This is a genomic window from Endozoicomonas sp. 2B-B (genome assembly GCF_053470045.1).
Genome location: NZ_JBLZMU010000001.1, coordinates 3,561,422 through 3,586,600, shown reverse-complemented (window position 1 = coordinate 3,586,600; position 25,179 = coordinate 3,561,422). Strand labels below are relative to the sequence as shown.

Genomic DNA, 25,179 nt, shown 5'->3' with positions numbered 1-25,179 from the left:
GCTGCACACTACAAGAGCCTTTTACAAGCTCTCTTCGCTTTCTTCCTGATCAACCTTTTCAGCCTGAAGTTGCTCCAGCTCCTGCTTACTGGCATTGAGCTGCTGAGTGAGCTGCTTCTGCTTGGTTTTCAGTGTCCCGTTCTCTGTCGTCAGAGTCCGGTTCTGCTCCTGCAGACGTTTGATCTGTTTCTTCATACGATCAGGATTGCTGGCTCGCAGCGTTTTCAGCTCGTTATCAGCGCTCTTGACCTGCTTGTTCAGCTTTTCAGCCTTCTGCTCAGCCGCATCAAGCCGTGACTTCAGCTGAGTCACTTCTTTATCGTGCTGATCAGTGATATCAAGGAGAGCTTGCAGGCGCTGTTGCTCAATAACGTCCAGTTCTTCATTTTTAAAGAAACGGCCTCCCGCGCTCAGGGTACCCATATTAATTACCTACCTCCGAAAAGAGTTTGAAGTGATGACAACAGGAAGCTGCCCTTGCCAGCGCAGGGCATCCACACATGTATGGGGGATATTTGATAATGAGATCAATTGTTCTTCATTCAATGGCTGGCAAAAGCAGACTGACTTTAGACGGAGACAAGTTTATTACACTTACTTCCCCTAGGAAAGCGCAATTTACACAATTTTTTGCAATGCTGCCAGTTTATTTGCTCATTCTGACAGCATTATTGGTCAATCAGGCTTCTGGTATGGCCTCCAGTGTTTTAATCAGGTAGTTCCAGAAATTTCCAACCGCCGGAATATGGACCTTTTCATCCGGTGAATGAGGGAACCGAATGGTTGGGCCAAAAGAAATCATGTCCCAGTTTGGGTAAACACCACCCAGTAACCCACACTCCAGGCCAGCATGAATGACTTTGATCTCAGGCTCGTAACCGAACACCTGTTCATGAATATCCTTCATGGTTTTCAAAATAGTAGACTCAGCATTGGGCCTCCATCCGGGGTAACCCCCCTGCTTTTTGACTTCTGCTCCGATTAACCGATAAAGACCGGCAATACTCTCGGCATGTTCTTCCCTGGCACTGTTAATAAGGCTTCGTACCATGTTTTCTATGGTAATCCGACCCTCCTTTATCTTGATGACGGCCAGGTTATTTGATGTTTCCACCACCCCTTCAACACTCAGACTCATCCGGTGGACGCCATTTGGAGATACATGCAGGGTGTTCATCAGCTGACTTTGTGCTTCCGGGGTCATAGCCTTCCGAACAGATTCTGAGACCTGCATAACAAGACTCAGATCTGGCTCTGCTTCTGACAGCTCTGTACGAAATACATTCAGATACTCATCAACTATTCGGGCAGCTTCTTCGCGACTACTTAGAGGGATAGCTACCTGAGCAAAGGCTTCTCTCGGGATTGCATTTCTGAGTGAACCGCCGGAATATTCTGTCAGTCTGGCACCTATTCCAGACAAGGCTTTCATTAGCCTCACCATCAGCTTGTTGGCATTACCCCGCTGCAGTTTGATATCAATACCGGAATGACCGCCTTTCAAGCCATTCAAAGCAAGAGTGAAACTGCTATATCCTTCCTCCAAAGACTCTTCCTGGTAACTGTGAGAAATACAAACATCGACACCACCAGCACAGCCAACATAGAGCTCTCCTTCATCTTCAGAGTCCATGTTCAGCATGATCTCACCCTTCAGCAAACCAGGCTTAAGACCGTGAGCTCCGGTCATCCCACTCTCTTCATCAATGGTAAACAGAGCTTCAACAGGACCATGGGGAATATCCGTCGACTCAAGCACCGCTATAGCCGCTGCAACACCAATACCATTATCGGCTCCCAGAGTGGTTCCTTCCGCAGTAACCCAATCGCCATCAACGTACGCCCTGATAGGATCTTTAGTAAAATCATGTTCTGTATCTGCGTTTTTTTGAGGCACCATGTCCAGGTGACTCTGGAGAACAACGCCACGGCGGTTTTCCATACCCGGAGTAGCTGGCTTGCGAATGATCACGTTGCCGACTTCGTCTATCAGGGTATCCAGACCAAGATTTTCGCCAAACTCCTTTACGTAGGCACGCACAGCATCTTCATGCCTGGAGGGGCGGGGAATCTTGCAAAGTGCCTGAAAGTGTCGCCAAATAGGTTGAGGGGATAATTCAACAAGCTGGGTCACAGCTATCTCCTGTTGATGGGGGGGGAAAGAGTCTATGAAAATAGCCCCTGCGAGAACGAACGCCCATTAGTGAATACACTAATCAAAAACCGAGATTGCCGTATTCACTAACAGTAAAACCGAAAACCTGATCTCTTTTTTAACCCGGCTGCCCAGATAATGCGCAAAACCATTCCTTTACTAGATCCCGATAGACCTCAATTTCCTGCTGCTCATGAGGCTCTGGATTACCCTGATGGCCTATTGGCTATGGGTGGCAACCTTGCCCCTGAAACACTGACTGACGCATACAAGAGGGGCATCTTCCCCTGGTTCAACGAAGGCGAACCCATTCTCTGGTGGTCTCCTAACCCAAGAATGGTGCTTTATCCAGAGTATCTGCACATAAGCCGCTCCATGAAGCGTTTTCTAAAAAAACACTCTTATAGAGTGAGTTTTGATGAAGCCTTCAGTGAAGTCATGACTGCCTGCTCGTCGCCCCGGAAAAATCAGGATGGCACATGGATCATCAAAGAAATGAAAGAAGCCTATACTGCCCTTTTTAAAGAGGGTCTGGCTCATTCGGTGGAAGTCTGGTCAGGCAATAAGCTGGTGGGCGGGCTTTATGGCGTCACGATTGACAAAGTATTCTTTGGAGAATCCATGTTCAGTTTCGAAACCAATACGTCAAAACTTGCAATGATTATGTTGTGCAAAGAGTTGCTGAATAGAAACTTCCATCTGATCGATTGCCAGATACACAGCCCCCACCTGGAGTCACTGGGCGCGAGAATGATAAGCCGGGATGCATTTCTCAAGGCATTGAAAGACGGTTGCCGAACGCCTGCAACCAGTGCACACTGGAATTAGACAGGGCAATGGACGGCCGAAGCTGATGAGCGCACTTAAAGATCTTAAATTTTACGCAACCCAGCCACACAACTGCAGCTACCTGGAGGATAAGCAGGCTATAACATTATTTATGGATCCCGACAAAGACTTGGATCCAGCTCTTTATCGGCATTTGGCCGACATTGGATTTCGAAGAAGCGGTCGACACGTATACAGACCTCACTGTCAGGGCTGCAACGCTTGCATTCCGGCCAGAGTGGTTGCCAAGAGTTTCGAACCCAGACGCAAGCACAGAAAGCTATTAAAAAAAAATCGGGATATCCTGGTCACCCGATCCGAAGCTGAATACGATGAAGAAACCTATCAGCTTTACAAAAAATACATCTCCATACAGCATCGCGATGGCGATATGTACCCTCCCTCAATGGAGCAATTCCAATCCTTTTTGGTAGGTTGCCCTGAATTCTGTTGCTACTACAAATTCTGGCTGGACGAAAAACTCGTGGCTGTTGCAGTCACCGACGAGCTGTCAAATGGACTCTCTGCAATTTATACCTTTTATGACCCTGAAGTCAGCAAAACCAGAAGTCTGGGCAGTTACTGCATTCTCTGGCAGATAGAGGAAGCCAAAAAACTGGGGCTCAAGCACCTTCACCTGGGCTATTGGATCAAGGACTGCAAAAAAATGAGTTACAAAATTCAATACCGTCCTCTGGAAGTCTATGTTAACAACCGCTGGGTTACTTTGAGGTAGTCGTCCTGACATACACTGTAACTGATTATTCAGACAGGGTTAATCAGCTACAGCGACATTAACTCCCAGTTAATTCACCGTATTATCTGGTCAATCAGGATTTGATGGGGATCGAAAGTGATGACAGAGAATGTTTTTATATGGATAAAGGCCGGTTCACTTTGCTTTAAAGCTGGTTTTCAGGCAGAATGCCTGCCAGATTTATTCAGCTAACGCTCTATTCCTGAGGTCAAACTTTATATGGCGAAAGAAGAAAGTCTTGAAATGGAAGGCACTGTCATTGACACCCTGCCTAATACTATGTTCCGTGTAGAACTGGAGAACGGTCACGTTGTGACCGCACATATTTCAGGCAAAATGCGTAAAAACTACATCCGCATTCTGACAGGTGATAAAGTCAAAGTTGAACTGACTCCTTATGACCTGACCAAAGGCCGTATCACATACCGTTCCCGCTGACAGGGGCCTCTTGCCCCTGTCCCTCTCCTGGCTTTTTTTCAGCCCTGCTCACCATCCACAACTTCAAAATCCGAAGTCAGGCTTTTGGCAGGTTCGAATTTCAGGAACAGCCCTCCTTTCTTGACTGTCACGCGGACAAAGCCACCACTCTCAGACAGCTTGCCAAAAAGGATCTGTTCCGCCAGGGGCTTCTTGAGATGCTCCTGAATAACACGCCCCATAGGACGAGCCCCCATCATCCGATCATAACCTTTCTCTGCCAGCCATTCTCGTGCCTTATCATCAACGTCAATCTGAACCATTCTCTCATCCAGCTGCGCCTGAAGCTCTGTAAGGAACTTATCGACAACATGCTTGATAGTATCCTCGGTCAATGAGTCAAAGGGAATGATGGAGTCAAGACGGTTCCTGAATTCCGGTGTAAAGGTTTTCTTAATGGCTTCCATACCGTCTGTCGTATGATCCTGCTCAGTGAAACCAATAGAAGTACGCGTCATGCTTTCAGCACCAGCATTGGTCGTCATGATCAGAATAACATTTCTAAAGTCAGCTTTACGACCATTGTTGTCTGTCAGAGTGCCGTGATCCATCACCTGCAAAAGCAGGTTAAATACATCCGGATGCCCTTTCTCAATTTCGTCCAGCAACAAGACACAATGGGGTGTCTTGTTGATCGCTTCTGTCAAAAGTCCTCCCTGGTCATAACCGACATAGCCAGGAGGTGCACCTATCAGTCTGGAAACTGTATGAGCTTCCATGTACTCGGACATGTCAAAACGGACCAGCTCAACCCCCATGGACTTGGCTAACTGACGACAAACTTCCGTTTTGCCGACACCTGTTGGCCCAGAGAACAGGAAAGCACCCACCGGCTTGTCAGGCGCCTTCAAACCAGCACGCGACAATTTAATCGCAGTTGAAAGAGAAACAATGGCTTCGTCCTGGCCGAAGACCACCATTTTGAGATTCCTCTCAAGCTTGGAAAGTAACTCTTTATCAGAAGAAGAAACAGACTTAGGTGGAATCCGGGCAATCTTGGCGACAATACTTTCAACGTCGCCCACCTCAATGATCTTCTTGCGCTCATTCTCTGGTAAAAGACGCTGATAAGCACCAGCCTCATCAATAACGTCAATCGCTTTGTCAGGCATATGACGATCGTTGATATAGCGATTAGCTAACTCTGCTGCAGCTTTCAGGGCATCATCCTTATATTCAATGGTGTGATGCTCTTCAAAGCGACTCTTGAGACCACGAAGAATATCAATGGTATCGTCAACACTCGGTTCACTGATATCCACTTTCTGGAAACGACGAGCCAGGGCACGATCTTTTTCGAAAATACCACGAAACTCTTGAAAGGTCGTTGAGCCTATGCAACGAAGATCGCCAGAAGTCAGCAGTGGCTTTAAAAGATTAGAAGCATCCATAACACCACCGGATGCAGCACCGGCACCAATAATAGTGTGAATCTCATCAATGAAGAGAATGGCGTTATCGAGCTTTTTAAGTTCGCTGAGCAACTTTTTGAATCGCTTCTCAAAATCACCACGGTATTTGGTTCCAGCCAGCAACGAACCAAGATCCAGAGAATACACAACCGCTTTGGAGAGTACTTCAGGAACTTCTCCGTCCACTATTCTTTTTGCCAGACCTTCAGCAACGGCTGTTTTCCCAACTCCGGCTTCACCCACCAGCAGAGGATTATTCTTACGACGTCGCGTCAATATCTGGGATACCCGCTCAACCTCTTCTGCCCGACCTACCAGCGGATCAATCTTACCTATACGGGCCTGTTCGTTCAGGTTAGTGGCATAATTTTTAAGGGGGTCTTGACCGGCTGCCTCTGAGTCAGTGCTTTCCTCCATAAGCTCTCCACCCAACTCTTCCAACTCATTGCCCGGCATTTTGGAAATTCCGTGAGCGATATAGTTGACGACATCTATGCGGGCAACATCCTGCTGCTTCAGAAAATAAACGGCCTGACTTTCTTGCTCACTAAAGATTGCAACCAGAACATTAGCACCGGTGACTTCTTTTTTTCCTGAGCTTTGCACATGAAATACAGCGCGTTGCAGAACTCTCTGAAACCCGAGAGTGGGTTGGGTCTCTCGCTCGGTATCGTTGGCAGGTATTAAAGGGGTTGTTGAATCAACAAAATCAATCAGTTCCCTGCGCAGCTTTTCGGTTTCTACACCACAAGCTAGAAGTACTCGGGAAGCGGATTCATTATCAAGCAGTGCCAGAAGCAGATGTTCCACGGTCATGAATTCATGTCGCTTGCTTCTTACATCACGGAAAGCACTGTTAAGAGTCAGTTCGAGGTCTTTATTGAGCATATGATATTACCCTGAGAACACTAATCGGCCTTAATTGTTTTGCACAACAGGGGATGCTGGAATTCTCTGGAGTACTCGTTGACTTGCTGGGCTTTGGTTTCAGCAACATCTTTGCTGAACAATCCACATACAGCCTTGCCTTGCGTATGAACCATCAGCATGATTTGTGTTGCCTGTTCACTACTCATGCTGAAAAATTTCTCCAGGACCTCAACCACAAAATCCATCGGTGTAAAATCATCATTCAAGAGCAGAACCTGATACATAGCGGGCGGTTTGACTCTGGCTTTAGCTGGTGCCAGAGCGATATCATGATCGCCTTCCTGCTCTATCCCTTCATTCTCTAAGCTTAGACGAAGCCACTCAAAGTTACTCATGTATTGATGAACTGCTATCTGCTGCATTGCACTCGCTTCCAGGTGAATTTACAGCTGAATTAACCAGGCTCTGGACTGCCTGTAACCAGGTGTCGATGACGAAAAACGTCAAAAGCACTACACCCTGAATACCATTCTAAACACGCTGAGAGCAAAGAAAAACAATTTACATCACTCGTCACTTCAAAAGCTATTGATTTCATGGATACCATCGACTGACAACCGAAATAAAATAGCAAAAGAATCAGAAAAATAATCATTTGATCTGACAAGCAAGAAAACGACCACAGAACAAGCCTGCAGCCATTCTTGATGGGTAAAAATGCCCGGAAATTAAATCATGCCATCAATTGCCGCATTAAAGGTAGTGCTTGGACGCATAGCTTCAGTGGCTTTAGCTGGAGTGGGCTCATAATAGCCACCCAGATCAACAGCCCCCCCCTGACAATCTGCCAGTTCCGAGACAATCTGACCTTCTTTCTCGACCAGCTCCTTTGCCAGACCGGAAAACTTGCTGCTGAGTTCCTGGTCTACTTGCTGAGCCGCCAGAGCTTCTGCCCAGAACTGAGCCAGATAGAAATGACTACCACGGTTGTCCAGCTCTTTCACCCTTCGGGAAGGAGACTTGTTAGCATCCAGATATTGGCCAATAGCAGCGTTCAATGTGTCAGCCAGAATCTGGGCCCTGGCATTCCCAGTCTTAACGGCAATATCTTCAAGCGATACAGCGATAGCCAGAAATTCACCCAGAGAATCCCAACGTAAATGATTCTCTTTAACAAACTGTTGAACGTGCTTGGGAGCTGAACCACCAGCACCAGTTTCGAACAGACCTCCGCCAGCCAGCAGAGGGACAATAGAGAGCATTTTAGCACTGGTACCCAGCTCCAGAATCGGGAACAGGTCAGTCAGGTAATCACGCAGAACGTTTCCGGTCACGGAAATGGCATCTTTACCTGCCCGAATCGTTTCCATACTCAGACGGCAAGCGTCCACCGGAGAAAGAATACGGATATCCAGACCCTCGGTATTGTGGAACTTCAGGTATTCGTTGACCTTGGCAATCAGGTTGGCATCGTGGGCACGATTTTCGTCCAGCCAGAAAAGAGTCAGAGCCCCTGTTGCCCGGGCACGGTTAACGGCCAGCTTGACCCAATCGCGAATTGGCGCGTCCTTGGTCTGACACATTCTCCAGATGTCACCCTCTTCAACATTGTGCTCAAACACAGTACTGCCAGACTCTTCTACAACACGGATAATGCCGTTTGCAGGAGCCTTGAAGGTTTTGTCATGAGAACCATACTCTTCAGCTTTCTGAGCCATCAGACCTACGTTGGAAACATTACCCATAGTAGTGACATCGAATGCACCGTTCTCCTTACAAAAATCGATGACTTCCTGATAAATAGCCGCATAGCAACGATCAGGAATCATAGCTTTGGTGTCATGCAGCTTTCCGTCAGGCCCCCACATTTGGCCCGAGGAACGCAAAGCGGCAGGCATAGATGCATCGATAATGACATCGTTCGGTACATGCAGGTTGGTAATACCCTTATCGGAGTCCACCATCGCCAGCTCAGGGCGAGTCTTGTATACGGCCTGAATATCCGCCTTTACTTCATCCTTCTGCTCAGCAGGCAGTTTGGCAATCTTGGCATAAACGTCACCCAGACCATTGTCCGGATCGACGCCCAGATCTGAAAATAGAGAAGCGTGTTTCTCAAACACGTCTTCAAAGAAGACTGTGACAGCATGACCAAACATGATCGGGTCAGAAACCTTCATCATTGTTGCTTTCAGGTGCAGGGAGAGCAGAACATTCTGCTCTTTAGCTTCCTGGGCAGAAGCTTCGTAGAATGCCCTCAAAGCTTTCACATTCATGACAGCGCTATCAATAACTTCACCGGCCAACAAGCTCGTACTCGGTTTTAGCACCGAAACAGATCCATCGCTGCCAACAAACTCGATTCTTACATCCGTAGCCTCAGGCATGACTGCTGACTGCTCACTGGAGTAAAAGTCACCGCTGTGCATATGAGCAACGTGAGATTTGGAATCTGCAGTCCAGGCACCCATAGAGTGAGGATGCTTCTTCGCAAACTCTTTTACGGGAGCCGCAACACGGCGATCAGAGTTACCCTCTCGAAGAACCGGGTTTACCGCACTACCAAGCACTTTGGCATAACGAGCCTTGATGACTTCTTCTTCAGGATTCCCGGGTTCTACAGGAAAATCAGGAATGTCATAACCGTGTTCTTGTAGCTCTTTGATCGCATCTGTCAGTTGCGGGATAGAAGCACTGATGTTAGGCAACTTGATGATGTTTGCCTGAGGCGTCTTAGCCAGCATACCCAACTCAGACAGAGCATCACTTTGCTTTTGTGCTGCACTCAACTTCTCAGGGAAATTAGCTATGATTCGACCAGCCAGTGAAATATCCTTGGTTTCAACGGCTACGTCTGCGGCTCGGGTAAAAGCCTTGAGAATAGGGAGCAGTGAATAGGTGGCTAAGGCGGGAGCTTCGTCAGTAATAGTGTAAATAATTCTGGTTGTATCTGTTGTCATGTTATCTCCAAAAAACAACTGGCTGTGGTGCCTCTGCGGAGGGGTTTAAGTGGAGTTTGACGACCACTATTTATCACTTTATTTGCACAGCCCCGTAACGCTTTTGACGTTATCGCCTATAAGATATACCAATGTGCGTAAGGAATAAATGTAGTTTTGCTACACAATCTTCTGTTTGCATATCGAAATACTCTATAGAACTGAATTAGCCAGACAGGTACAATGCCCTGCTTCCCGATTCAGCCATACATTAACTATGATAGACTCTTGTGCCACTTTTTCTGACGAAAACCCTCAGGACACCCGTGTAATCGTGGGTATGTCCGGAGGTGTTGATTCCTCGGTATCTGCACTTCTGCTCAAACAGCAGGGTTACCAGGTAGAAGGTTTGTTCATGAAAAACTGGGAGGAAGATGATGGCACTGAATACTGCACTGCCATGACCGATCTGGAAGATGCTCAGGCCGTTTGCGACAAAATTGGCATTAAACTCCATAAAGCCAATTTTGCTGCTGAATACTGGGATAATGTCTTTGAGCATTTCTTGCAGGAATACAAGGCCGGACGCACCCCCAACCCCGACATTCTCTGCAACAAGGAAATCAAGTTCAAGGCTTTTCTGGATTATGCCCTGACACTGGAAGCTGACTGTATCGCCATGGGCCACTACGCCCGCAGAGACAACATTAATGACCGGGCTTGCCTCAAAAAGGGTCTTGACCCCAATAAAGACCAGAGCTACTTCCTGCATCAGGTCGGAACCGAACAACTGGCCAGAACTTTGTTCCCAGTGGGTGAAATAGCAAAGCCCGAAGTTCGGCGCATAGCAGAAGAACACGATTTGATCACCCACAACAAGAAAGACAGCACAGGTATCTGCTTTATTGGTGAGCGCCGTTTTCGTGATTTCCTGAAGCAGTATCTTCCGGCCCAGCCTGGCGACATTGCGACCGATCAGGGCACAGTTATTGGCGAGCATTCAGGCTTGATGTACCATACCATCGGCCAAAGGCAGGGGCTTGGTATTGGTGGACTGAAAGGCGCTTCAGAATCGCCCTGGTATGTTGTTGAGAAAGATCTTGAGAACAATCAACTGATCGTTGCTCAGGGCAATAGTCACCCCTTGCTGTTCTCTGAAGCCCTGACCGCTTCTGAAATATTCTGGATCTCCGGCTCAGCGCCCGAAATGCCAGCCAGCCTGACCGCCAAGATCCGCTATCGACAACAGGATCAGGCCTGCCGCCTTGAGCGAACACCAGATGGGAGATATCTTGTGGTTTTTGACGAACTTCAGAGGGCGGCCACTCCGGGGCAGTCTGTTGTTTTCTACCAGAATGATATTTGTCTGGGCGGTGGAGTTATTGAAACCAGACATCACTCTCTGAGTGAGGCTCAGATTCAATAAGACATCAATCAGTTCGCTCAACTCTCCACAACCGGGAGCAGACAACCTTCCGAAAAGAGAAAGCATAAGTAAGGTAGAGAAACTCAGGTGCAATACACAGCAAAGGAACAGGCAGCTGCCCTCTCAGCGATTTTTCAGGCTGCTGGCCTTGTAGAACGTCTGGCCAAGAGCGGGCAAATCAGTGAAGGGCCACTCGAACCACTGATTGGCAGCCTGTTTGTCATCTCTCCTGATCGCGTTGAGGATGTCTTCAATGGTTACGACAGCCTGCTCACTGGCAGAAAAATACTGAAAGATGTCCTGCAACGTCAGGCCGACGCGATCCAGGCCGACACCGTTCGTTATGCCCTGACCCTGATACATCTGGAACGCAAACTTTCCCGAAATCGTGACATGCTGAATGAGATCTCCCAGCGCCTGCAACGCTGCAGGGAACAGGCCGACCACTTTGGCATCCTCCATGAAAATGTTATTGCCAGCCTTGCCGGTATTTACCTCGACACCATCAGCACCTTTAAGACAAGAGTACAAGTTTCAGGCGACCTCCAACATCTTCAGAATCAGGGCAATGCTGACAAGATACGCGCCATTTTGTTTGCCGGGATACGGGCTGCCATTCTCTGGCGCCAGACAGGTGGCAGCCGCTGGCAGTTATTACTTAGCCGAAAAAAGTTATTGAACGGCTTGAATCAGCTTTAAACCAAATCATCCACCCTGCATCCAAAGCCTTTTTCCGGTATGATGCGTCCTTTGTATGAGCATAAGGCATGTTAAACATGGAGCTGTCTGCACTGACTGCTGTTTCCCCCGTCGACGGTCGCTATGGGGACAAGACCCAAAGCCTGAGAAGCATTTTCAGTGAGTATGGTCTGATCCGCTTTCGAGTGACCGTTGAAGTTAAATGGTTACAGGCACTGGCCAGCCACCCCGAAATCATCGAAGTTCCTGAACTATCCAAGGGTGCTAACGTCCTCTTAGACCGGCTGGTCGACAACTTTTCCCTTGAGGATGCCCAGCGCGTCAAGGAAATTGAGCGCACCACGAACCATGATGTCAAGGCCGTTGAGTACTTGATCAAGGAAAAAATACAGGATAACGATGAGCTGGCTACTATCAGTGAGTTTGTTCACTTTGCCTGTACTTCCGAGGACATTAACAACCTGTCTCACGGGCTGATGTTGAAGACTGGCATTGAACAGGCGGTACTTCCGCCCATGCATCAGATCATCAAGGAAATCGAAAGTCTTGCTCATCAGCACAGCGATCAGTCAATGCTGTCCCGTACTCACGGACAAACAGCCTCCCCTACCACGCTGGGCAAAGAGATGGCAAACGTTGCTTACCGTCTGCGCCGTCAGGTTCAGCAAATCAACCGAATTACTCCACTAGGCAAAATCAACGGTGCCGTTGGTAACTACAATGCTCACCTGTCCGCTTACCCTGAAATTGACTGGCAGCAACATGCTGAAAAGTTTGTCACCAGTCTGGGTCTGGAATGGAACCCCTACACCACCCAGATTGAACCTCACGACTACATCGCTGAACTATTTGATGCCATTTGCCGTTTCAACACTGTCTTGATCGATTTTGATCGTGATATTTGGGGCTATATCTCCCAGGGATACTTTAAACAGAAAACTGTGGCCGGCGAAGTAGGCTCTTCCACCATGCCTCACAAAGTTAATCCGATTGACTTTGAAAACTCCGAAGGCAACCTCGGTATTGCTAATGCCGTTATGCAGCATCTGGCTATGAAACTGCCTGTTTCCCGATGGCAGCGCGACCTGACAGACTCAACCGTTCTGCGCAACCTGGGAGCGGGTCTGGGTTACAGCCTGATTGCTTATGCATCGACTCTGAAAGGTATCAGCAAGCTACAGATCAATGCCGAACGCCTGAATGAAGACCTGGATAATGCCTGGGAAGTTCTGGCGGAGCCCATCCAGACAGTTATGCGCAGATACGGTATTAAGCAGCCTTACGAAAAGCTCAAGGCTCTGACTCGTGGTCAGGAAGGCATCACCCAGGCGACTCTGGAGACCTTTATTGACAACCTGAACATGCCTGCCGGGGTAAAAGCTGAACTTAAGAAGCTGACACCCGCGAATTATGTGGGCAACGCTGCTTCTCAAGCTAGAGCGATCTAACCTGACGATAGCGAAGCGAGCAAATCGCTTCAAGACAACAAAGCCCTCAATTGAGGGCTTTATTTATTACCATTCAGTTATTTCATTTTGCAGTGGCTTTAAATTCACGCCTTCTTGCATGCAGTACCGGTTCGGTATATCCATTAGGCTGCTGACAACCTTTCAGGACCAGCTCGCACGCTGCTTTAAAAGCAACACTGGCATCATAATCGGGAGCCATAGGTCGGTATTCAGGATCCCCGGCATTCTGCTCATCAACCACCTTTGCCATACGCTTCATGGCATCCATCACCTGCTCCTCAGAACAGACACCATGCCTCATCCAGTTGGCCATATGCTGACTGGAGATACGCAGCGTTGCGCGATCCTCCATCAAGCCAACATTGTGGATGTCAGGAACTTTTGAACAACCCACACCTTGATCCACCCATCGAACAACATAACCGAGAATACCTTGAGCATTGTTATCCAGCTCTTGCTGAATCACATCTTCAGTCAGAGAAGCCCTGTCGTGCAGCAAAGGAATAGTCAGAAGATCATCCAGACTCGCTCTTTGACGCTCAGCTATAGATTCCTGAACTTCAAGAACATTTACGGAATGATAATGAGTAGAGTGCAGTGTCGCGGCATTAGGTGAAGGCACCCAGGCGGTATTCGCTCCTGACTGGGGATGCCCGATTTTAGTCGCCAGCATCTTGGCCATCTCATCCGGCATAGCCCACATACCTTTACCAATCTGAGCACGACCGGCCAAACCACAGTCAAGTCCTACCTCAACATTCTGGTCCTCGTAAGCATTAATCCAGGCGGACTGTTTCATTTCGCCTTTTGGAATCATCGGACCAGCTTCCATGCTGGTGTGTATTTCATCTCCAGTACGATCAAGGAAACCTGTATTAATGAAGACAACGCGATCTCTGGCCGCCCGGATACAGGCTTTGAGATTGACAGAAGTACGACGCTCTTCGTCCATTATGCCAACCTTCAGGGTATTTTTCTCAAGACCCAGAACATCTTCAATCTTGCCAAACAGCTTATTGGTAAAGTCTACCTCTTCTGGCCCGTGCATTTTTGGCTTAACAATATAAACGCTGCCGGTGCGGGAGTTTCTCATGCCGTCCTGTTTTTTCAGGTCATGCATGGCAATCAGCGAAGTAAACATTCCATCCATAATGCCTTCTGGAATTTCATTTCCCTGACGATCCAGAATGGCATCAGTAGTCATCAGATGCCCGACATTTCGAACAAACATCAGACTCCGGCCATGCAGAGAAAACGCTTCACCTGCGGGGGATGTATAGTTACGATCAGCAACCAGCTGACGGGTTAAGGTTCTATCACCTTTAATGAATGTGTCCTGCAGGTCTGCCTTCATTAATCCGAGCCAGTTTCGATAAACCAACGCTTTATCTTCAGCGTCGACGGCAGCCACAGAATCTTCACAGTCCATAATAGTTGTCAGAGCTGCCTCTACCACCAGATCCTTCACTCCGGCCGCATCAGCCTTTCCTATAGGAGATTGACGGTCAATTTGAATCTCAATATGAAGGCCATTATTTTTGATCAGAACACTATCAGGCGCTTTTTCACTGCCTGTATACCCGACAAACTTTTCAGGCTGGGCCAGCGCCGTTACGCTGCCATCGTCCAAAGAGAGAGCCAATTCCCCTTCCTTGACAGCATAACCGGCCACCCTGGAATGATTTCCTTTAGCCAGAGGCGCCGCCTGATTAAGCAATGCCTTACCAAAAGCGATGACTTTCTGTCCACGCACAGGGTTATAGCCCTTACCACGCTCAGCACCATCACTTTCAGGAATAGCGTCAGTACCATACAAAGCATCATAAAGACTTCCCCAACGAGCGTTCGCTGCGTTAAGTGCAAAACGAGCATTCATCACAGGTACAACCAGCTGAGGTCCCGCCTGGGAGGAAATTTCTGTATCAACATTTTCCGTCGTAATCTTAAAGCCTTCACCCTCAGATTGCAGGTAACCGATTTCCAACAGAAACTGTTTATAGGCAGAAGGATCATGGGGCTGCTGTTTATGCTCTTTATGCCACTGATCAATTTGATTTTGCAGAGCCTCCCGCCTCTGCAACAGAGACCTGTTCTCAAGGACGCACTCATCCAGAACACCCTCAAAACCTGACCAGAAGACCTCTGAAGTCACTCCAGTGCCCTCAATAGCTTCAACCAAGAGATTGTGGATAGGGGCTGCTATCTGCAAACCTCCGATCTGAATACGATCAGCCATATGCCTTCCTTCTACACGCTTTTATCTTCAATTCGCGTAAGACCACCACCGAATCAGGTGGAGATGTAAGCGGGGCTTGCGAAGAGCAAGCCTGTGAACTATTTTTTCTGCTTCTGTCAGACCTGCCGTGGGGCTCACGGGATGTTAAGTCTGCAGAGTTGGTTTGAGACCCTGGAAGCAAACTTGATTAGCCCAATAAAAGCTCCCTCTGGGAGAGTTTTACGCAGTAACCAAGATTACTCCCTGAGCAGCGAACCATGTAACAGAAACCTGTCAGGTGACCAACAGGGAACCCTCACCGAAATAAGGTGGGGGACAATGCCAATGTTGAGATGGACCGCCTGATTTTCACCAAAAAATCCGACAGCTCAAGTCTGAGCACTATTCTGTTTGAACCGACAGGTGATGACCAATTCAACTCAGTTATATATGATATTTTTTCAATAAATAGCAATTATTAACAAAGATTATGCACAGAAAAGCCGCACAACGGCGGCTTTTCTGGATTCTGAAACTCAATCGTCCGGATGTGATTCCTGCTTTTGCTCAGCGATGATCAGGTAGTAACTTTCTGATGTATTTTCAATACATTCATCAGCCACAGGGTAAAGCGTGTGCTCTGTGCTCAGTTGTGTTAACCAGTTCATTTTATCTTACCTTCCGGTGGGTCTCGTTTGGGTATTATCAGGACTTCGACAGGCAAAGCACTTAGCTACCCGCCATCGCTCAAAGGCAATCAGAGATTAACACTAGTTAACACAACTTTCTAGATAGTTAGACCACTTATTTCACATAAATTATCATTTGTTATCAAACAGGGTCGTCACCCGGCTTGGTTTGTTGTGCAGTAGCTTTGATAACCTGCCGTAGCCAGTTATGCCCGGCGTCGTGATGCAACAACGGGCTCCATGCCATACGAAGCTGGATTGGGGGGATCTCAAACGGCGGCGGCAAAACCACCAGCTCATCTTCATGGCGGTGCAATTCAGCCAACTTACTGGGCAGAGTCGCAATAAGGTCATTTTGGGATGAGAGCAGCATGGCTACCTGGTAATGTCTCGTCAGGACCCTGATGTCACGCTTGTGACCAATAGCCGACAACGCCTCATCAACCCATCCGAGTTGCTGAACATCTTTTGGGTCAATACCCACCCCGACACCCATACCTGTCTTACTTGCCCATATATGCTGCGCGGAAAGATAACTATCAAGGGTGAAATTACCAATAACCGGATTGTCGCGACTCAGGACACAGGAAAAAGAGTCCTCCCAGATCAATGACTGGTGAAAAGATTGCGGCATATGACTGAAACGGTTAATGGCCATATCAACACGACCATGCTCCACATCATGAAAGGTCACATCGCTGGGCGTGAGAATATCGAGAGTAATCCCCGGAGCCTCAGCTCTGAGCTTTTTCAGCACCATGGGAATGACAGTGGATTCTGAATAATCACTGGCCATAACACGAAACACCCTGGAACTCTCTCCAGGATTAAAGGCATCTCTGGGCAGAAGAGCCTGCTCCAAAAGTTTCAAAGCGTCTGCAATCTGGGGTTTCAGGGCAAGAGCCCTCTCTGTTGGAGACATGCCTTCACTGGTTCTTACCAGCAGAGGGTCATTAAACAAACTCCTGAGTCTTTTCAACCCGTTACTCATCGCTGGCTGGGTTATGCCCAGTTGCTCAGCCGCTTTAGTGACACTTCTTTCACGCAGAAGCACATCCAGATACACCAGCAGGTTCAGATCAACACGAGCCAAGTTCATATTTTTTGTTTACATCCTGAAGCGGTTCGCCAGATGGCCAAGAATAGTTATCCCCCTGCTGCAAAGTCAAACAATCCTCTGATCCTGAAAAACGCCCCATTTATTGCTATAAGCGGCAGCAAGCTCTTTGAATGACACTTCAGGACACCTGAATCCAGAGAATACTGCTTTAAAGCTTCCGGAAGTCTTGTGACATTAACTTTCCGGTTATAAAGAAGAGTTTTTCAGTAAAAGAGCCAACTATTTAGTGGCAAGGGAAGGATATTGTGACATTTTTGATGAGAATATTCACTATAACCATAATAAATTATCAAGTTTGTTATCTTTTGTTATAGATTGAAATTGCCTTGACAAACAACCGTTTGATTTTCAGGAGAGGCGATACAATGTCAACTTATAATCGCGCTGAAGAGATTGCCCGTATCGAACAGGACTGGTCAGAAAATCCTCGTTGGGCCAATGTAAAACGCACCTACAAAGCTGAGGATGTCGTCCGTCTGCGCGGTTCCATTAAGGTAGAAAATACCTTTGCACAAATGGGAGCAGAGAAACTCTGGACTCTACTCTATGAAAACAAGTCACGCAAGGGTTACGTAAACAGTCTGGGGTCTCTGACAGGGGGTCAGGCACTGCAGCAAGTTAAAGCGGGACTAGAAGCCGTTTACCTGTCTGGCTGGCAGGTGGCTGCCGACAATAATTCGGCCAGCTCCATGTACCCCGATCAATCTCTCTATCCGGTAGATTCGGTACCGGCGTTAATCGAAAGAATGAACAACAGCTTCATGAGAGCAGATCAGATCCAATGGAAAAATGGTATCGAACCAGGCGATGCAGGATACAGAGATATGTTCGCTCCCATCATTGCCGATGGTGAAGATGGCTTTGGTGGAGTCCGTAACACTTACGAGCTGATGAAAAGCATGATCGAAGCTGGCGCTGCGGGTGTTCACTTTGAAGACCAGCTGGCTTCTGTCAAAAAGTGCGGACACATGGGAGGAAAAGTTCTTGTTCCTACCCAGGAAGCTGTTGACAAACTGATTTCTGCTCGACTGGCCGCAGATGTCGCTGGAGTTCCGACTTTGCTTATGGCAAGAACCGATGCCAGCACAGCTGATCTGATCACCTCTGATATCGATGACTATGATCAGCCTTTCCTGACCGGCGAGAGAACCAAAGAAGGCTTCTATCGCACCCGCAAGGGTATTGAACAGGCGATTGCCCGGGGACTGGCTTACGCACCTTTTGCCGACCTGCTCTGGTATGAATCAGAGACACCGGATCTGGACGAAGCAAGAACCTTTGCCCAGGCTATTCGTTCCGAATACCCGAATCAACTACTGGCTTATAACTGCTCTTCATCCTTTAACTGGAAAAAGAACATGGACGATAAAACCATTGCCCGCTTCCAGGATGAACTAAGTGAGATGGGTTACAAATTCCAGTTCATCACACTGGCAGGTATCCACAGTATGTGGCACAACATGTTTGATCTGGCTTATCACTACGGTAAGGGAGAGGGCATGAAACATTACGCAGAAATGGTTCAGCAACCCGAGCAGGCTGCATTTGAACGAGGCTACACCTTTTCATGCCCTCAGAAAGAAGTTGGGACAGGATACTTTGACCACATCACACACGTGATCCAGAAGAACCGATAGTGCCTTAATTGATTGTGGGAAATTTTGGAGCTTTCTGACAAATTTTAGTACCTGTAACAGCTCTTCATCTTCAACGGATGAAGAGCTGTTTCTTATTGCACGCCATTTTCCATACCGATAGGAACTCCCGCCCCCTTCATTGTGTCTATTCTGTACTGAGTTGTACAAAATGGAACCCCTATGCCGACCTCTATGCCTATCCCTGACTTAAAAACCCTGAAGGAAATCTATCAAAGCCTGCAGAGCTACACTCGAAAGACACCTATGATTCCCAGTGAAGAACTGGGAGCCAGGGTCCAAGGCAAAGTATTTGTGAAAGCTGAGTCTCTGCAAAAAACCGGCGCGTTTAAATTCAGGGGAGCCCTCTACAGACTACTAAAACTCACTAAACACGAGAAATCACGAGGCGTTATTGCTTATTCTTCCGGCAACTTTGCCAGAGGACTGGCTGCAGCAGGCGAGATATTGGGCATTGATGTTCACCTTGTTATGCCCGCTGATGCCCCGAAGAACAAGATAGAAAGTGCCCGCGCCCATGGTGCAGACGTTAAACTCTGTTACCAATCCGAACCATCCAGAGAGGAGGCAGCTGCCGCAGAGGCCGTTAGACTTTCCCGGCAGCATGACTACTCTCTGCTTCACCCTTTTGATGATGCTACTCTGATTCAGGGTCAGTCCGCTGTCGCCATGGAAGCTTCCGAACAACTTGAACAGATGGGAGAGACCTGCCATTTCCTGTTATGCCCGACCGGTGGCGGTAGCCTGGCCGCCGGTTCGAGCATGGTTTTTAATACTTTGAACTACCCTGATACCCAAGTGCTGGCTATTGAACCCTCCGGGTACGAAGGAATGACTTTGTCGATTGAAGAGGGGCAGCGCGCCAGAGCAGATGGCAAACTATTCAGCTCCTGTGATGCCCTTCAAGCTTTAAGCCCGGGGGAAAAGAATCTCTCAATCATACAGAATTCAAAGGTCGCCGGCCTGGCCGTTGATGAAGAGTTTGTTCACGAAGGCATCCGATTTGCGGCTTCCAAACTGAAGCTAATCCTCGAGCCCAGTGGCGCTATTGGACTCGGGGCACTATTGCAACACTCAGAAAAGTTCAGGGGAAAAACAACTGTAATCATCGCTTCAGGCGGAAACATTGATATTGAAAAATACGCCATGATCATTCATCGATGACCCAATCATCCTTTCGTGTGATCTAACAGCAGGCTTTTTTCAACCCTCCTTCAAGATTGCGTCATATCAACTGCTCTCGGGAGAAAAGAATTCCATTATTATCGGCGTAAACATAGCCCTCAGGTACAAAATCAACACCGTGAAAAGAGACGACCAGATTGCTTTCACCCACGCCTTTTTTATCTGTCTTCATGGGATGACAGCCCAGCGCCTGAACACCCAGCGGTAAATCGGCAATAATATCGACATCCCTGATGCAGCCATAAATAATAATGCCTGCCCAACCGTTTTCAACGGCACGCTCTGCCAGCATATCGCCCAACATGGCCTTGCGCATGGAACCACCGCCATCAACCACTAACACTCTGCCTTCTCCTGGCTGCCCCACCCACTCACGAACCAGAGAATTATCTTCAAAACACTTCAAGGTCACGACCTGTCCATGAAAAGCATTAACGCCACCAAAGTTTCTGAAACCCGGTTCAACAACGGAGATCTTTTCAGGAAAATCATCACAAAGATCCGGGGTAGTAAACTGAGTCATTCTTTTTTCCTTCTTTTATGAACAAGGTTTGCCGACAAAAAAAGTGTACAGGAATCAATGAAGTGAAGAAGACAAAGGAAGTGAATAGTGAATATAAAGAGAAATGATGAAGCCCGCATTACGGGCTTCATTTAGGGTTCATCGCTATTGAGACTCATTGTCAGCAAGGTACAGCCAGGTTTCCAGCACAGAATCCGGATTAAGAGATACAGTCTCTATACCCTCTTCCATCAACCATTTGGCGAAGTCAGGATGGTCACTCGGACCCTGTCCACAGATACCCACATACTTACCCTGCCTTCTACAAGCCTGAATAGCCATCGACAATAACTGCTTGATAGCAGGATTACGCTCATCAAAGAGATGGGCTATCAGGCCAGAATCCCTGTCCAGACCCAATGTCAGCTGAGTCATATCATTAGAGCCAATGGAGAAACCATCAAAGTATTGCAGGAAGTCATCGGCCATCAACGCATTAGAAGGCAACTCGCACATCATGATGACTCGAAGACCGTTTTCACCTCGCTTCAGGCCAAACTTCTCCATGATGGAAACGACCTGACCCGCTTCTTCCGGGGTTCTGACAAAAGGTACCATCAGCTCAACATTGGTCAGCCCCATTTCATCACGCACCCGCTTCATAGCCCGGCATTCGAGTTCGAAACAATCCTGAAAATCTTCAGAAATATAGCGTGATGCCCCCCGGAAACCCAACATTGGGTTCTCTTCATTGGGCTCATAGAGGTGACCACCCACCAGATTGAAGTACTCATTAGACTTGAAGTCAGACAGACGAACAATGACCTTTTCCGGTGCAAAGGCGGCCGCAATGGTGGAGACTCCCTCAACCAGTTTTTCAACATAAAAGTCTACCGGACTGCTGTAGCCTGATATGCGCTCACCTACCTGTCGCTTCACATCCACAGGCAGCTTGTCAAAATTCAGCAGGGCTTTCGGATGCACACCAATCATTTTGTTGATGATGAATTCAAGTCTTGCCAGACCTACACCTTTGTTGGGTGTACGAGAGAAACTGAAAGCACGATCCGGATTACCTACGTTCATCATCAGCTTGAAAGGCAACTCCGGCATGACATCCAGATCACGAACCTTGTGCTCGAAGTTTAAAAGGCCCTCGTATATAAAACCGGTATCCCCTTCTGCACAAGAAACGGTTACAGGAGTACCTTCCCTGAGCCTGAAGGTCGCATCGCCACAACCCACAACCGCAGGAATACCCAACTCACGAGCAATAATGGCTGCATGACAGGTTCTGCCACCCCGGTTAGTCACGATGGCAGAAGCCCGCTTCATAACTGGTTCCCAATCAGGATCAGTCATATCAGTGACCAGAACATCGCCTTCCTGAACCTTGTCCATCTCATCAATATCTTCGATCAGGCGAACTCTACCCTGACCGATTTTCTGGCCAATACTGCGACCTTCAGCCAGCAATTCGCCCTTCTCTTTAAGGATGAAGCTTTCCAGCTTTCTGCCACTGCTCTGGCTTTGTACCGTTTCAGGACGAGCCTGAACAATGTAGAGCTGCTGATCATCACCATCTTTAGCCCATTCAACATCCATTGGACAACCGTAATGCGCTTCAATAGCCATGGCCTGACGGCACAACTCAGTGACATCCTCATCGTTGATTGAAAACTGCCCTCTGGCATCCAGATCCACATCTACCGTTTCTACCGAACGACCTGCCGAACCGCTGTGGCCATAGATCATCTTGATCGCCTTGCTGCCCAGAGTACGTCTCAGAATACCGGGACGTCCAGCTTTGACAGCAGGCTTATAGACGTAAAATTCATCCGGATTAACAGCACCCTGAACAACTGTCTCACCCAAACCGTAAGAAGCCGTAATAAACACGGCCTGATCAAAACCGGACTCTGTATCCAGAGAGAACAGAACCCCGGAAGAACCGGTCTCGCTGCGCACCATTCTCTGAATACCGGCAGACAGTGCTACATTCCTGTGATCAAAGCCCTGATGAACACGGTAAGCAATAGCACGATCGTTAAAGAGCGAGGCAAACACTTCGCGAACAGCAATCAGCACGTTTTTTGCACCGCGAATATTCAGAAAAGTCTCTTGTTGACCTGCAAAAGAGGCATCGGGAAGGTCTTCCGCAGTCGCTGACGAGCGGACCGCTACTGGCAGGTCATCACTCCCGGAAAGAGACTGGTAAGCTTTAATAATGGACTCTTCCAGTTCCGGCCTGAAAGGTTCCTCCATAATCCAGCGACGGATTTTAGCGCCAGCAGTGGTCAGCGCCCGTATATCATTGATGTCCAGGTCATCCAACAGGCTATGAATTCTTTGATAAAGTCCGTTGCCATCGAGAAAGTCCCGATAAGCCTCGGCCGTTGTTGCAAAACCACCCGGGACTTTTACCCCGGCCTTGCTTAAGCCACTGATCATCTCGCCTAAAGAGGCGTTCTTGCCGCCGACTTTTTCGACGTCTCCCATGCCCAGAGTTTCCAGGCCTACTACAAAATTATTCAAAGCAGCATTCCCCGCTCTTTTCTATCTGCTTATGGCTGTTTCGGTTAGCCAGGCGTGCTTGTATGCTTATGGCCAACTCTTGGCTTTTTTGTACAAAAGACAAACGTCTGTTATACCAGATTCAGTCCAGCCTATCGCTTCCGTGTTACGGTAGGTACACTATGTTAGATTTTGTTATAAAATGAAATACCTTGAAGGAAAAAAAGTGAAAAGAACGGCAATTTTCGTCTCAGATGGCACAGGAATCACTGCAGAATCGTTCGGACAGAGTCTCCTCGCGCAGTTTGAAGGCTATGAGTTTCAACATGTTACCTTCCCTTATATAGATTCCACTGTAAAAACCATTCAGCTGATTGAAAAGATTCACAGCATTCACAAAGTAGAACAGATAAGACCTGTCGTCTTCATGACAGTTCTGAATGAAGACGTCAGTCGCATACTCCACACCAGTGGTGCTTATATAATAGACCTCTTCGAAACTTTTCTGCCGGGTCTTGAGCATGAGTTCGGTCAACACCCCCTCTATAGAACGGGCAAAAAACGTTCCACAACTCACAGCCACATTTACCACCGACGTATAGAAGCTGTTCAGTTCGCTCTTGATAATGATGACGGTGCAAAAACAAGAAATTATGACAAGGCAGATATTATTCTGCTGGGGGCCTCCAGAAGTGGTAAAACCCCGTCCTGCATTTACCTGGGCCTGCAGTTTGGCATATTCGCAGCGAACTATCCGATCACAGAAGAAGATCTGGATGAACCGCTCAGGCTCCCCAAACCCTTGCAGCCACACAGGGACAAATTGTTTGGCCTGACGATTCATCCCGGTCGTCTGGCTGGTATTCGCCACGAAAGACGGCCAAACTCACGCTATTCATCCAGCCAGCAATGTCAGTTTGAAATCCATACGATTGAGCAGATTTATCGCAAGGAACGTATTCCCTACATCAACAGTACTGATTACTCTGTTGAAGAAATTTCTACTCGTATTATGGATCTTGCTCACCTCAAACGACGGCTGAAGTAACATTCGATGGAGTTTTGATTGTCAAATTAAAAAGAATCCCCGGGGACTCTTACCCAGCCTTCCATCAGAACCCGGGCACTGCGGCTCATAATAGCTTTTTTCGCTGTCCAGTCTCCCTTTTCCAGGGCAGCTTCCGCGCCAACTCGCAAGACGCCAGAAGGGTGCCCGAAACGAACCGTATTGCGTTCACCACCACCTGCAGCCAGGTTTACCAATGTTCCGGGAATAGCGGCTGCAGTGGCGATGGCTACTGCGGCAGTTCCCATCATGGCGTGGTGAAGCTTGCCCATGGATAAGGCTCTCACCAATAGATCAATATCATCCATTTTGATCTCTTTACCACTGGATGTGGTATATGGGGCAGGCCTGGCGACAAAAGCAACCTTGGGAGTGTGCTGACGTTTTGCAGCTCCATCCACATGGTCAATGAGCCCCATCCGGACAGCACCATGAGCACGAATGGTTTCAAAACGTGCCACTGCCTCTTCATCACTATTGATGGCTTCCTGCAACTCGACTCCGGAGTAACCCAGCTCTTGCGCATTCAGGAAAATGGTTGGAATACCCGCATTAATCAACGTAGCTTTCAGCGTCCCACTCTCTATAACATGAGAGGGAACTTCCAGATCATCAATCAGGTTACCCGTTGGGAACATAACGCCATCGCCGTCGGCTGGATCAAGAAACTCCACCTGAATTTCTGCCGCCGGAAAGGTCACACCATCCAGCTCAAAGTCCCCAGTCTCCTGAACCTCCCCATTGATGACAGGCACATGGGCAACAATGGTCTTTTTGATGTTGGACTGCCAGATGCGCACCATGGAAACACCATTTTCCGGAACACGGCGGGGATCAACCAGACCTCTACTGATGGCAAAAGCACCAACAGCAGCAGTCAGGTTGCCACAGTTGCCACTCCAGTCTATGAAAGGCTTATCAATGGAAACTTGGCCGAACAGGTAATCCACATCGTGATCTGGCTGACGGCTTTTAGAAAGAATGACAATTTTACTGGTACTCGAAGTAGCCCCGCCCATTCCATCAGTGTGCTTTTCATAAGGATCGGGACTGCCAATCACCCGCAGCAACAGGTTATCCCGGACTTCGCCGGGAATCTGCGCCCGCTCAGGGAGGTCCTCCAGAGTGAAGAAGACTCCTTTACTGGTGCCACCCCGAATATAACTGGCTGGTATCCTGATCTGAGGCACATGCGACATTC

The 25,179-nt window shown here is 48.1% G+C and carries 20 protein-coding genes; 9 read left to right on the top strand and 11 right to left on the bottom strand.

The window, feature by feature from the left end; genetic code table 11:
* Positions 1–21: 21 nt before the first annotated feature.
* Both ACOMHB_RS13590 and ACOMHB_RS13585 read right to left on the bottom strand, forming a co-directional pair.
* Positions 22–423, bottom strand: a complete 402-nt coding sequence (locus tag ACOMHB_RS13590) for a hypothetical protein (RefSeq protein ID WP_422133694.1) — start codon at positions 421–423, stop codon at positions 22–24.
* Positions 424–679: 256 nt separating this feature from the next.
* On the bottom strand, positions 680–2,134 hold the full coding sequence (locus tag ACOMHB_RS13585; protein WP_448217013.1) for an aminoacyl-histidine dipeptidase: 1,455 nt from the start codon (positions 2,132–2,134) through the stop codon (positions 680–682).
* Between the two features lie 159 nt (positions 2,135–2,293).
* Between ACOMHB_RS13585 and aat the strand changes: the two genes are divergently transcribed.
* From aat to infA, 3 genes are all read left to right on the top strand, one after another.
* Complete coding sequence (gene aat / locus ACOMHB_RS13580; RefSeq protein ID WP_448217012.1) at positions 2,294–2,983, top strand: leucyl/phenylalanyl-tRNA--protein transferase; 690 nt, start codon at positions 2,294–2,296, stop codon at positions 2,981–2,983.
* A 25-nt stretch (positions 2,984–3,008) separates the two neighbouring features.
* Positions 3,009–3,719 carry an arginyltransferase gene (locus tag ACOMHB_RS13575; protein WP_422133691.1) on the top strand — a complete coding sequence of 237 codons (711 nt, stop codon included), beginning with the start codon at positions 3,009–3,011 and terminating at the stop codon, positions 3,717–3,719.
* A 240-nt stretch (positions 3,720–3,959) separates the two neighbouring features.
* Complete coding sequence (gene infA / locus ACOMHB_RS13570) at positions 3,960–4,178, top strand: translation initiation factor IF-1 (protein ID WP_252180026.1); 219 nt, start codon at positions 3,960–3,962, stop codon at positions 4,176–4,178.
* Positions 4,179–4,216: 38 nt separating this feature from the next.
* Here infA and clpA read toward each other — a convergent pair whose 3' ends face one another.
* The 3 genes from clpA to ACOMHB_RS13555 all read right to left on the bottom strand — a co-directional run bounded on the left by clpA (position 4,217) and on the right by ACOMHB_RS13555 (position 9,459).
* Positions 4,217–6,517: an ATP-dependent Clp protease ATP-binding subunit ClpA gene (clpA, locus tag ACOMHB_RS13565; RefSeq protein ID WP_448217011.1), complete on the bottom strand. Its 2,301-nt coding sequence runs from the start codon at positions 6,515–6,517 to the stop codon at positions 4,217–4,219.
* 20 nt (positions 6,518–6,537) lie between these two features.
* Positions 6,538–6,921 carry an ATP-dependent Clp protease adapter ClpS gene (gene clpS / locus ACOMHB_RS13560; protein WP_422133689.1) on the bottom strand — a complete coding sequence of 128 codons (384 nt, stop codon included), beginning with the start codon at positions 6,919–6,921 and terminating at the stop codon, positions 6,538–6,540.
* Between the two features lie 306 nt (positions 6,922–7,227).
* Positions 7,228–9,459, bottom strand: a complete 2,232-nt coding sequence (locus tag ACOMHB_RS13555; RefSeq protein ID WP_448217010.1) for an NADP-dependent isocitrate dehydrogenase — start codon at positions 9,457–9,459, stop codon at positions 7,228–7,230.
* Positions 9,460–9,715: 256 nt separating this feature from the next.
* On the opposite strand from ACOMHB_RS13555, the gene mnmA reads away from it, so the two are divergent.
* The 3 genes from mnmA (at position 9,716) to purB (ending at position 13,011) form a co-directional block, all read left to right on the top strand.
* Positions 9,716–10,864 (top strand): tRNA 2-thiouridine(34) synthase MnmA, encoded by a 1,149-nt coding sequence (gene mnmA / locus ACOMHB_RS13550; RefSeq protein ID WP_448217009.1) that lies wholly within the window; start codon positions 9,716–9,718, stop codon positions 10,862–10,864.
* An 87-nt stretch (positions 10,865–10,951) separates the two neighbouring features.
* Complete coding sequence (gene hflD / locus ACOMHB_RS13545; RefSeq protein ID WP_422133686.1) at positions 10,952–11,563, top strand: high frequency lysogenization protein HflD; 612 nt, start codon at positions 10,952–10,954, stop codon at positions 11,561–11,563.
* 77 nt (positions 11,564–11,640) lie between these two features.
* The gene (gene purB / locus ACOMHB_RS13540) at positions 11,641–13,011 is read left to right on the top strand and encodes an adenylosuccinate lyase (RefSeq protein ID WP_448218638.1); all 1,371 of its coding nucleotides are present in this window, start codon (positions 11,641–11,643) and stop codon (positions 13,009–13,011) included.
* An 82-nt stretch (positions 13,012–13,093) separates the two neighbouring features.
* On the opposite strand, the gene ACOMHB_RS13535 is transcribed toward purB, so the two are convergent.
* From ACOMHB_RS13535 to ACOMHB_RS13525, 3 genes are all read right to left on the bottom strand, one after another.
* Positions 13,094–15,268 carry a malate synthase G gene (locus tag ACOMHB_RS13535; RefSeq protein WP_448217008.1) on the bottom strand — a complete coding sequence of 725 codons (2,175 nt, stop codon included), beginning with the start codon at positions 15,266–15,268 and terminating at the stop codon, positions 13,094–13,096.
* A gap of 515 nt (positions 15,269–15,783) precedes the next feature.
* Entirely contained in the window at positions 15,784–15,915 is a 132-nt protein-coding gene (locus ACOMHB_RS13530; protein ID WP_422133684.1) for a hypothetical protein, read from the bottom strand.
* Positions 15,916–16,078: 163 nt separating this feature from the next.
* A complete protein-coding gene (locus ACOMHB_RS13525; RefSeq protein ID WP_448217007.1) occupies positions 16,079–17,035 on the bottom strand; it encodes a LysR family transcriptional regulator in 957 nt (318 codons plus the stop codon).
* Between the two features lie 386 nt (positions 17,036–17,421).
* On the opposite strand from ACOMHB_RS13525, the gene aceA reads away from it, so the two are divergent.
* Both aceA and ACOMHB_RS13515 read left to right on the top strand, forming a co-directional pair.
* Positions 17,422–18,693, top strand: a complete 1,272-nt coding sequence (gene aceA / locus ACOMHB_RS13520) for an isocitrate lyase (RefSeq protein WP_448217006.1) — start codon at positions 17,422–17,424, stop codon at positions 18,691–18,693.
* A 180-nt stretch (positions 18,694–18,873) separates the two neighbouring features.
* A complete protein-coding gene (locus ACOMHB_RS13515) occupies positions 18,874–19,875 on the top strand; it encodes a threonine ammonia-lyase (protein WP_448217005.1) in 1,002 nt (333 codons plus the stop codon).
* Positions 19,876–19,936: 61 nt separating this feature from the next.
* Here ACOMHB_RS13515 and rraA read toward each other — a convergent pair whose 3' ends face one another.
* Together rraA and ppsA are read right to left on the bottom strand one after the other, a co-directional pair.
* Complete coding sequence (gene rraA / locus ACOMHB_RS13510; RefSeq protein WP_422133680.1) at positions 19,937–20,419, bottom strand: ribonuclease E activity regulator RraA; 483 nt, start codon at positions 20,417–20,419, stop codon at positions 19,937–19,939.
* Positions 20,420–20,563: 144 nt separating this feature from the next.
* Positions 20,564–22,933 (bottom strand): phosphoenolpyruvate synthase, encoded by a 2,370-nt coding sequence (gene ppsA / locus ACOMHB_RS13505; RefSeq protein ID WP_422137920.1) that lies wholly within the window; start codon positions 22,931–22,933, stop codon positions 20,564–20,566.
* A 205-nt stretch (positions 22,934–23,138) separates the two neighbouring features.
* On the opposite strand from ppsA, the gene ppsR reads away from it, so the two are divergent.
* Positions 23,139–23,960, top strand: coding sequence for a posphoenolpyruvate synthetase regulatory kinase/phosphorylase PpsR (ppsR, locus tag ACOMHB_RS13500; protein WP_422133678.1), 822 nt, complete (start codon positions 23,139–23,141; stop codon positions 23,958–23,960).
* A gap of 26 nt (positions 23,961–23,986) precedes the next feature.
* Here ppsR and prpF read toward each other — a convergent pair whose 3' ends face one another.
* Entirely contained in the window at positions 23,987–25,177 is a 1,191-nt protein-coding gene (prpF, locus tag ACOMHB_RS13495; RefSeq protein ID WP_448217004.1) for a 2-methylaconitate cis-trans isomerase PrpF, read from the bottom strand.
* Positions 25,178–25,179: the final 2 nt, after the last annotated feature.